At 74.0% G+C, this 9,739-nt stretch carries 11 protein-coding genes; 5 read left to right on the plus strand and 6 right to left on the minus strand.

All coding sequences use genetic code 11. From position 1 onward, the window contains the following. The coding region (locus AKI01S_RS46695) for a PepSY domain-containing protein (RefSeq protein ID WP_174567480.1) at positions 1-550 on the plus strand (550 nt) is incomplete at its 5' end. 45 nt (positions 551-595) lie between these two features. On the opposite strand, the gene AKI01S_RS46700 is transcribed toward AKI01S_RS46695, so the two are convergent. The 3 genes from AKI01S_RS46700 to AKI01S_RS46710 are packed head-to-tail and all read right to left on the minus strand — an operon-like array spanning position 596 to position 2,337. Next, positions 596-1,093: a GNAT family N-acetyltransferase gene (locus AKI01S_RS46700; RefSeq protein WP_245682079.1), complete on the minus strand. Its 498-nt coding sequence runs from the start codon at positions 1,091-1,093 to the stop codon at positions 596-598. 49 nt (positions 1,094-1,142) lie between these two features. Next, positions 1,143-1,625, minus strand: a complete 483-nt coding sequence (locus AKI01S_RS46705; RefSeq protein WP_067833021.1) for a tetratricopeptide repeat protein — start codon at positions 1,623-1,625, stop codon at positions 1,143-1,145. Next, positions 1,615-2,337, minus strand: a complete 723-nt coding sequence (locus tag AKI01S_RS46710) for a FadR/GntR family transcriptional regulator (protein WP_067833024.1) — start codon at positions 2,335-2,337, stop codon at positions 1,615-1,617. Before AKI01S_RS46710 ends, AKI01S_RS46705 begins: the two co-directional genes overlap by 11 nt. 258 nt (positions 2,338-2,595) lie before the next feature. On the opposite strand from AKI01S_RS46710, the gene leuA reads away from it, so the two are divergent. Then, positions 2,596-4,275, plus strand: a complete 1,680-nt coding sequence (leuA, locus tag AKI01S_RS46715) for a 2-isopropylmalate synthase (RefSeq protein ID WP_218010080.1) — start codon at positions 2,596-2,598, stop codon at positions 4,273-4,275. A 413-nt stretch (positions 4,276-4,688) separates the two neighbouring features. Here the strand turns inward: leuA and AKI01S_RS46720 are convergent, their stop codons facing one another. Continuing rightward, entirely contained in the window at positions 4,689-4,901 is a 213-nt protein-coding gene (locus AKI01S_RS46720) for a DUF4236 domain-containing protein (RefSeq protein ID WP_067833030.1), read from the minus strand. Positions 4,902-5,142: 241 nt separating this feature from the next. Between AKI01S_RS46720 and AKI01S_RS46725 the strand changes: the two genes are divergently transcribed. After that, complete coding sequence (locus AKI01S_RS46725) at positions 5,143-7,116, plus strand: Xaa-Pro dipeptidyl-peptidase (RefSeq protein ID WP_245682080.1); 1,974 nt, start codon at positions 5,143-5,145, stop codon at positions 7,114-7,116. A 43-nt stretch (positions 7,117-7,159) separates the two neighbouring features. Here the strand turns inward: AKI01S_RS46725 and AKI01S_RS46730 are convergent, their stop codons facing one another. Next, on the minus strand, positions 7,160-8,218 hold the full coding sequence (locus AKI01S_RS46730) for a DNA polymerase domain-containing protein (protein ID WP_067833033.1): 1,059 nt from the start codon (positions 8,216-8,218) through the stop codon (positions 7,160-7,162). A 57-nt stretch (positions 8,219-8,275) separates the two neighbouring features. On the opposite strand from AKI01S_RS46730, the gene msrB reads away from it, so the two are divergent. After that, on the plus strand, positions 8,276-8,680 hold the full coding sequence (gene msrB / locus AKI01S_RS46735) for a peptide-methionine (R)-S-oxide reductase MsrB (RefSeq protein ID WP_067833036.1): 405 nt from the start codon (positions 8,276-8,278) through the stop codon (positions 8,678-8,680). Between the two features lie 82 nt (positions 8,681-8,762). Further along, positions 8,763-9,338: a TIGR04222 domain-containing membrane protein gene (locus tag AKI01S_RS46740; protein WP_067833039.1), complete on the plus strand. Its 576-nt coding sequence runs from the start codon at positions 8,763-8,765 to the stop codon at positions 9,336-9,338. 9 nt (positions 9,339-9,347) lie between these two features. Here the strand turns inward: AKI01S_RS46740 and AKI01S_RS52310 are convergent. Then, positions 9,348-9,739 (minus strand): hypothetical protein (locus AKI01S_RS52310; protein ID WP_218010079.1); only part of this gene is annotated, 392 nt, incomplete at its 5' end.

Raw genomic sequence — 9,739 nt, forward strand, 5'->3', positions numbered from 1 at the left:
GGTCGGCGCGGCGCCGGTCGAGCGGGCGCTGCGGGCCGCCGCGGCCCGCGCCCCGCACTGCCCGCCCGCCGCCTGCGAGTACAAGGTGCTGCTCCCACGCGGCGAACGCGGCGTCTACACCGTCACCGTCGCCTCCCGTCACGACCCGGCCGACGAGCGCACCGTCCACGTCGACCAGTACTCCGGCGCGGTCCTCGGCTCCTACGGCTGGAACGAGTACGGGGTGCTGGCCAAGGCCGTCGAGCAGGGCATCGCGCTGCACGAGGGCCGCCGGTACGGCCCCCTCAACACCGCCGTGATGCTGGCGGCGTGCCTGGCGCTGGTCCTGCTGACGGTGACGGGCGTGTGGATGTGGTGGAAGCGCCGCCCGTCCGGCGGGCTCGGCGCGCCCCGCCGCACCGGCGACCGCCGCACGACGCTGGCGGTCGCGGCGATCATGCTGGTGGTGGGGGTGCTGTTCCCGCTGGCCGGGGTGACGATGCTGGCCGCGCTGCTGGTGGACGCGCTGCTGGTGCGGCGCGTTCCGGCGCTGGCCCGCCGCGTCGGCTGACACCGTCCGATCCGGGCCGGGGCGTCCCCGCGCGGGACGCCCCGCTCAGTCGACGGCGGGGCTGCGGCGTTCCAGCAGCGCCACGTCACGCCACCGCGAGGCGCCGCCGAAGTCGTGGCGGCCGATCCGCTCCCGGATTCCCAGCAGCTTGAACCCGCACGCCTCGTGCAGCCGGATGCTGGCGGTGTTCTCCGGGAAGATCCCGGCCTGGAGCGTCCACAGGCCGCCCCGCTCGCTGGACTCGATCAGGGTTTCGAGCAGCGTCCGGCCGAGGCCCCGGCCCTGCGCGTCGGGGTGGAGGTAGATCGACACCTCGGCGACGCCCCGGTACACCTCGCGGTCGGAGATCGGCGACAGCGCGGCCCAGCCCAGCACGCGGCCGTCCTCGACGGCGACGAACCGGTGGTCGGGCAGCTTGCCCGCCGAGAACTTCTCCCATGTGGGCGGGGCGGTCTCGAACGTCGCGTTGCCGCCGTCGATGCCGTGCTGGAAGATCGCGAGCACCTCGGGGCCGTGCTCGGGTCGCATGGGGGTGATGTTCACCCGCACCACTGTACGAACCGGGCCCGCACCTCTCCAAAGGAACCCCAGGTCAGAGCAGTTCCCTGGCGTAGTTCGCCAGCGACCGCCGGTAGCGCGGCAAGTGCGGGGCGAGGGCGCCCAGCGCGACGCCGACCGCCTGGCGCTCCCGCCCGGCGGACGTCAGCGCCAGGGCCAGGAACGCCGCCACCGCGCCGTCCAGCTCGTCGGACCCGGCCTCGCGTTCGGCGGTGAGCAGCGCGACGCTCTCCTCGAAGCGGCCGAGGTTCCGCAGGGTGCTGGCGTACTGGATGGTGGCGGGGCGGCGCCGGCCGGCGGGCAGCCCGGCGGCGAACGCCCGCTCGTAGTGCTCGGCGGCCCGCGCCTCGTCGCCGGTCGAGTCGAGGGCGGAGGCCAGCTCGTACTCGGCGAGGGCGTCGCCGGGGCGTTCGGCGGCCAGCTCCGCCATCCTCGCCACGAAGTCGGCGGGCCCGTGGTCGTCGAAGGCGTCCCACAGGGCCGCGACGCGGCGCTCCCAGTCTTGATCATCCGTCATGGGGGTCACCCTGCCACGCGTCCGGACGCTCCAGGTAGTCGAGGGTCCGGCGGAGCTCGGCGGCGACGACGCGGCCCGCCCCGTCCGGGTCACGGTCGCGGATCGCGGCGACCAGGCCCGCGTGGGCGGCGCGGCCGTGGGCGCCGTCGGCGGCCCGCGCGTCGATCAGGCCGACCAGCTCCAGCAGGCCCTCGCGCAGCACCGGCACGAACTCGTCGAACAGGTCGGCCAGCACCGGGTTGCGCGCCGCGCGCACGGCGGCGCGGTGCAGGGCGATGTCGGCGTCCACGAACGCGGCGTCGTCGCCGTCCGCGAAGGCGGCGTCGCGGGCGGCCAGGGCCGCGTCGAGCGCGGCCAGGTCGTCGCCGGTGCGGCGCCGCGCGGCCAGCTCGGCGGCCCGCACCTCGATCATCATGCGGATCTCGTAGACGTCGGCGACCGAGGCGCGGCGCAGCCGGGCCCGCCAGTCCTCCGCCGGCTCGGTGGCGACCACGAACACGCCCGCGCCCTGCCGCGCCCGCACCAGCCCCGCCCCCGCCAGGACGCGCAGCGCCTCGCGGACCGTGGACCGCCCGACGCCCAGCTCCCGCGCCAGCGTCGTCTCACCGGGCAGCCGCGTGCCGACCGGCCAGTGCCCGCCGGTGATCTGTTCCCGCAGGTGGCGGGCCGCCTGCTCGACGAGCGGGCTGGGCCGCAGCGGGCCGAGTGACATGGATCACCACGCCTGTCAGGTTGTCTGAGGAGCTGAGGAGTGTCTAGGGTACCGGGCATGCTGCGGCAGGTCCTCCTCCTCGGGCGCCGCGGCGGGGCCTGACCCGACCGGCACCCCGCCGCGGGGTTCGGTGCTGCCGGTCGCCGTCCCGACCGCAGAAGAGGACCCTTCCCGATGCACGCCTTCCCGACGCTGCGCAAGCCCGCCGGGCCCGTCCCCGCCGACGCGCCGTCCTGGAACCCGCAGCGTGGCAGCTCGATGCCGTTCCACCGCTACCGGCCCGCCCACGAGCGGGTCGCCGTCCCCGCGTTCGAGCGCGCCTGGCCCTCCCGCCGGATCGACCGCGCCCCGCTGTGGGTACCGGTCGACCTGCGCGACGGCAACCAGGCCCTGGCCGAGCCGATGGACCCCGGCCGCAAGCGCCGCATGTTCGACCTGATGGTCGCCATGGGCTTCAAGGAGATCGAGGTCGGCTACCCGTCGGCGAGCCGGACCGACTTCGACTTCGTCCGGCACCTGGCCGAGTCCGGCGCGGTGCCCGGCGACGTGACGGTGGTGGTGTTCACCGCCGCCCGCCGCGACCTGATCGACCGCACGTTCGACTCCGTCCGGGGACTGCCCAACGTCGTCGTCCACCTCTACACCGCGACCGCGCCCGTCTGGCGGGACCGCGTCCTCGGCCACGACCGCGCCGCGCTGCGCGCGCTGGTCGAGGACGCCGCCGCCCACATGGCGCGGCTGGCCGAGGGCACCCCGGTCCGCTTCCAGTTCTCCCCCGAGGTCTTCAACCAGACCGAGCCCGACTACGTCCTGGAGGTCTGCGACGGGCTGACCGCCCTGTGGGACGCCTCCCCCGACCGCCCGGTGATCCTCAACCTGCCCGCCACCGTCGAGATCGCCACCCCCAACGTCTACGCCGACCAGATCGAGTACATGCACCGCCACCTGGCCCGCCGCGACGCGGTCATCCTGTCGGTGCACCCGCACAACGACCGCGGCACCGGCGTCGCCTGCGCCGAGCTGGCGGTGCTGGCCGGGGCGCAGCGCGTGGAGGGCTGCCTGTTCGGCAACGGCGAGCGCACCGGCAACGTCGACCTGGTCACCCTGGCCCTCAACCTGCACGCCCAGGGCGTCGACCCGCAGCTCGACCTCTCCGACATCGACGAGATCCGCCGCACCGTCGAGCACTGCAACCGGATCCCGGTCCACGAACGCCACCCCTACGGCGGCGACCTCGTGTACACCGCCTTCTCCGGCACCCACCAGGACGCGATCGGCAAGGGCCTGAGGCACCACGCCGCCCGCGCCGCCGAACTGGGCGTCCCCGAGCGCGAGGCCCCCTGGGAGGTGCCCTACCTGCCGATCGACCCGGCCGACGTGGGCCGCGACTACACCGCCGTCATCCGCGTCAACAGCCAGTCCGGCAAGGGGGGCATCGCCTACCTGCTGCGCACCGGATACGGGCTGGACCTGCCGCGCCGGATGCGGATCGAGTTCGCGGGCGCGGTGCAGAAGTCCACCGACGGCAGCGGGACGGAGATGACCGGCAAGGAGCTGTGGGACCTGTTCCGCGCCGAGTACCTGGACCGCGCCGACGACGGCCCCGTCACCATCACCGAGTGGCGCACCGGCCACACCGGCCCCGGCCGCCACGACTTCACCGGCGTGGTGAGCGTGGCCGGCGCCGAGGGCGAGCACACCGGCTCGGGCAACGGCCCGCTGGAGGCCCTGACCAGCGCCCTGGCCTCGGCGGGCGTCCGGGTCGAGGTCCTCGACTACACCGAGCACGCGACCGGCCCGGGCGGGGACGCCCCCGCCGCCGCCTACGCCGAGTGCCGCGTCAACGGCGTGACCCGCTGGGGCGCGGGCCACGACACCTCGGTCCTGACCGCCTCGGTCCGAGCAGTCCTGTCGGCCGTCAACCGCGCCCTGTCCTAGGCTGTGTCGCAAAAGCCCTGGCCTACGGCGCTCGCCCGGGGGGCTCGCACCTCACCAGGTCTTGGCGAGCGCGACATCGCTGCGCGATCTGACCTGCGGGCCCTCGCCTCCGGCGTCGGGCCCGCCGGTCAGGTCACGCGCCCGCGTGCATGGCCGGGGTTCGTTTTGAAGTAGGCCCTGGGCGCGTTCCACAGCCCTGGCCCGCGGCGCACGCCGGCGGGTCGCGCGTGGCGGGGATCCGCGGTGGAACAGGTCTCCGGGTCTGCCGTGAGGCGGCCCCGGCCGGTGGGGCGGGCCCGAAGGCGGGTCTCACCAGCCGGGCCGCCAGGCGAGCGCCGTGGGCCGGGGGCGACCGTCGCCGCGGCCGTTCCCGCCCAGGGGAGTCGCCCGGGAACGGCCGCGGCGACGCCGTCTCACCAGCGGCGTCCCCGGCTCCGGCTCTGCCCGCCGACCTGGCGGCGCCAGGACAGGCCGGTGCCGGGAATGCGGAACGTCACGTGCTTGCGGCCGTCGGCCCCGCGCGTGTAGCGGGCCCCGCGCCCGCCGACGCTGTGCCCGACCCCGCGCTTGGAAAGGTTGATCCGGAACGGTCCCACCTTGAGCGACTTGCGGTAACTCCAGCCCATCACGGCCTCCCCTGCTGCTCGACGTTCGGCTCGGGACGGTGGTGCCCACCCGATCACGAACCATGCCCGCCCCCCTTCCGTCCCCGCCCGGAATCCCGTTTTCGGACGGCGGCAGGAGCACAACGGCAACTTCTGCCATATTTCGCCCCACGTTCCTGCGACGCCGCCGTTTACCCCGGGGCCGCGGACGAGGAATCTGCCCTGGTAAAGATCATTCCCCCGACTCCCCCGGAGGTGTGGTTTGCCCAGGAGATCCCTGCGACGAACCTCCCGCACCCTCGCCCTGGTCACGGCCGGCGGCACCGCCCTGGCCGCCTTCTCGTTCAGCGGCGTCGCGGCCGCGCAGGCCGCGCCGAAGATCGTGGTGAAGGGCGGGCTCACCCAGCCCGTCTTCTCCTACAAGGACGCCATCCGTGAGCGCGTCTTCGTCGAGTCGCCGGTCGACAGCGACAACGACGGCAAGCGCGACCGCGTCAACGTCGACATCATCCGCCCCAAGGAGACCCGGCGCGGGCTGAAGGTGCCGGTCGTCATGGACGCCAGCCCCTACTACGACACCGCCGGGCGCGGCAACGAGAGTGAGAAGAAGGTCTACGACGCCGCGGGCAACCCGGTGAAGTTCCCGCTCTTCTACGACAACTACTTCGTGCCGCGCGGGTACGCGTTCCTGGCCGTGGACATGGCCGGCACCAACCGGTCCGACGGGTGCCCAGTCAGCGGCGGCCCGTCCGACGTGCTGGGGGTCAAGGCCGTCATCGACTGGCTGAACGGCCGCGCCACCGCCGTCGGCGCCGACGGCGAGAAGGTGAAGGCGTCCTGGAGCACCGGGCGCACCGGCATGATCGGCAAGTCGTACGACGGCACGCTCGCCAACGGCGTCGCCGCCACCGGCGTCAGGGGCCTGGAGACGATCGTCCCGATCTCGGCGATCAGCTCGTGGTACGACTACAGCCGCAGCAACGGCGTCAAGTACAGCAACCAGTACCAGGGCTGGCTGGCCGACTACGTCGACTCCGACCCGGCCGCCAAGTGCGCCGCCGTCCGCGACAAGATGAACGCCGACGAGGACGACGCCACCGGAAACTACAACCGGTACTGGAAGGCCGCCGACTACCGCGACGGCATCTACACCGATGTCGGCAAGGTGCGGGCCAGCGTGTTCGCCTTCCACGGCGTCAACGACCTCAACGTCAAGACCGACCACTTCAGCAAGTGGTGGAAGGGCCTGGCCCAGCGCGGCGTCACCCGCAAGGTGTGGCTGTCGCAGCGCGCCCACGTGGACCCGTTCGACACCCGCCGCGAGAAGTGGGTGGCGACGCTGCACAAGTGGTTCGACCACGAGCTCCACAAGATCAGGAACGACGCGCTGCGGGAGCCGCGCGCCGACATCGAGATCGGCCCGGACCAGTGGATCACCGAGTCCGACTGGCCCGCCCCGAAGGCCCGGAACCTGGCGCTGAACCCGCAGGCCGACGGCTCCCTGGCGCCCCGGCCGGTCCGCCGGGGCACCCTCGCCTCCTACGTCGACGACCCGGGTCCGCGGGGCAACGGCCGTTCCGAGGGCGAGATGGTGTCCGACCCGACGACCGGCAAGCCGTTCCGCCTGTCGTACGTGTCGGGGCCGCTGCCGGCCAACGCCCGCCTGTCCGGCTCGCCGACCGCGAAGCTCCAGGTCACGCTGGACAAGCCGACCGCGAACCTGACCGCCCTGCTGGTCGACTACGGCCAGGACACCCGCATCGACTACCTCGGCGCCGGCGGTGGCATCGAGACGCTGGCCACCGAGGACTGCTGGGGCCAGAGCACCGCCGAGGACGACGCCTGCTACAAGCAGACCCGCACCAAGGTCGTCAGCAGCGCGGTCAACGTCGTCGCGCGCGGCTGGATGGACGCCCAGAACCGCAGGTCCCTGAGCGACCCGACGCCGCTGCGCCCCGGCGTGTCCTACGGCGTGCGCTGGGAGACCCTCGCGCAGGACTACGTGTTCAAGAAGGGCCACCGGGTGGCGCTGGTGCTGGCGGGCACCGACGCCAACTACAACGCCGCCGACGCCGGGACCGGCGCGAAGGTGACCGTGGACCTGGGCCGCAGCTCCATCCGCGTCCCCGTCGTGATCTCCGGTGGCAGGGCGCCGGAGGGCCTGGTCTCGCCGCGCGGCGTGTGGACCGGACCGAGCGGCGTGAACCTGCCGACCCAGCCGAAGCGGTTCTGGTAAGCCGCCGCTGAGACCGCCCGGGGCCATGGCCCCGGGCGGTCCCTCACGTCCTGCGGTCGGCGTCCTTGCTGGGCTGGACGCGCTTGGGCTCCCCGGCCATCTTCGGGTGGTTGGGCGGGTAGGGCAGGTCGCCGAGGCCCCGGTCCCGTTCGTCCCGGTCGGCCCGCTCCAGCAGGTCCTCCAGCCCGAACGCCGCGTCGTCGATCGCCGCGTGCGGGTCCCCGACCGCGCCGAACCGCCCGGGCATCGTCGCGACCGTGAAGTCCTCCGGGGCGATGTCGGGCAGCTCCTGCCAGGTCACCGGGGCCGACACCGGCGCGTGCGGGAGCGGGCGGACGCTGTAGGCCGCCGCGATCGTGGCGTCGCGGACGTTGCGGTTGAAGTCGATGAAGACCCTGGCGCCGCGCTCCTCCTTCCACCAGCTGGTGGTGACCAGCTCCGGGGCGCGGCGCTCCACCTCCCGCGCGAACGCGATCCCGGCCCGCCGCACCTCGGTGAAGGTCCACCGCGGCGCGATCCGCACGTACACGTGCAGGCCGCCCTTGCCCGAGGTCTTGACGAACCCGGTGAACCCCAGCTCGTCCAGCAGCTCCCGGACCGGGCCGAGCGTGACCCGCACCGCGTCGCCGAACCCCGTCCCCGGCTGCGGGTCCAGGTCGATCCGCAGCTCGTCGGGGTGGTCGGGGCGGTCGCCGCGCACCGCCCAGGGGTGGAACGTCAGCGTCCCCAGGTTCGCCGCCCAGGCGATCACCGCGGGCTCGGTCGGCATGACCTCGTCGGCGGTCCGCCCGCTGGGAAAGGTGATCTCCGCGGTCGGCACCCAGTCCGGCGCCCCCTTGGGGACGCGCTTCTGGTAGAAGGCGTCCGCGCCCCGGAAGTCGCCGCGGGTGGCGAGCCTGGCCCCCTCGAACACGCCGGAGGGCCAGCGTTCCAGCGTGGTGGGCCGGTCCCGCGTCGCGCGCAGGATCCCCTCCCCCACGGCCAGGAAGTACTCCACCACCTGCCGCTTGGTGTAGCCGTGGTCGGGGAAGTAGACCCGGTCGGGATTGCTGACGCGGACCGACCGGTCCCCGACCGGGATCTCGATGTGTGGCGAGGCCATACCGCGACGGTAACCCGCGGCTCCGACAGTCTCCGCGGGCGAGGTACCGTCGGAGCCATGGAGAAGATCCGCAAGAGCGAGGAAGAGTGGAAGGCCCAGCTCACCCCGGAGGAGTACCACGTCCTGCGTGAGGCGGGCACCGAGCGGCCGTTCACCGGCGAGTACACCGACACCAGGACCGTGGGGGTGTACCGCTGCCGGGCCTGCGGGACCGAGCTGTTCCGGTCGGAGGCCAAGTTCGACTCGCACTGCGGCTGGCCGTCGTTCTTCGCGCCCGCCGAGTCCGAGGCGGTGGTCCTGCTGGAGGACCGCTCGCACGGCATGGCCCGCACCGAGGTGCGGTGCGCGACCTGCGACTCGCACCTCGGCCACGTCTTCGAGGGCGAGGGCTACCCGACGCCGACCGACCAGCGGTACTGCATCAACAGCATCAGCCTCACGCTCGAACCCGCCGAGGGCTGAGCCCGGCGGCCGACCCCGGCCGCAACTCCGAGCGCCGTTCGAGCGTCTAACGCAGGGGGACGGCGGGGTGAGGGGTGTGCCGATGAGCGACGAACCTGGGTCCGACGAACTCGGGGTCTACGAGATCGCCTACCTGTGCGGCGGTCCGACACGGGTGGCGCAGACCGCCCTGCTGGCGTTGCACGGATACCGCCGCATCCGCATCCTGCACGGCGCCCACCGGGTGGAGGCCGCCGAACGGGAGCCCGGCGACGACGTGCTCCAGGCCGTCGTGCTCGCCGAGATCCCGCACGGGGGCCGTCCGCTGAACCAGCTGGTGGCGGCCGTCGCGGCGTCCCCGCCGATGGACGGGCTGGCCGGGACGCTCCAGGAGGCGGGCCTGCTGAGCCGCCCGCTGCTGGGCAGTCCCCGCCCCACCCGCCGGGGCCGCGCGCTGCGCAGGCGCCTGCGCGCCGAGCCCGGCGGGGAGCTGGCCCGGTTCGCCGCCCTGGGCACCCCCGGCATCGCCGAGGCCCGGCTGCGGGAGATGTTCGAGGCCCCCGAGCCCCGGCCGGAGAGGCCGCCGCACGGCTGGGCCGGGAGGGGTCGCGGCGACGCCGACCCCGCCCCCGACCGCGCGGGCGACGGCGGCCTGCGCTTCGGCGGCCGCCCCGACTAGCGGATCCGGCTAGCGGGTCTCGCCCACCTCGCAGTCGTCCTTGTCGCTCTGCTTGTTGGCGACCACGACGCTGCCGTTGCCCTCGCTGGTGGCGTGGACGAACACGCGGGGGCTGGTCTCGCCGCCGTCGGCCAGGAACTGCGTGGTCCACTCGCACAGCGACACCGCGGGGCCGGAGTTCTCGTCGTCCTCCTCCAGGTCGGTGTAGACCCGGACGATCGAGTCGCCGCTGCGGCTGATCTTCTTGACGTGCCTGGTGACCTTCTTGTCGGGGTCCTTGCGCTGGAGGTAGGGCAGGGCGTCCGACACGTCGTCGGGGTCCCCGGCCAGCTCGGCGGGCTGCGGCGGGGCCGGGGCCGCCGCGCCGCGCGGGGTGTCGCGCGCGACGGCGACGGCGCCGG

The organism is Actinomadura kijaniata NBRC 14229 (assembly GCF_001552175.1).
GTDB classification, from domain to species: Bacteria; Actinomycetota; Actinomycetes; order Streptosporangiales; family Streptosporangiaceae; genus Spirillospora; species Spirillospora kijaniata.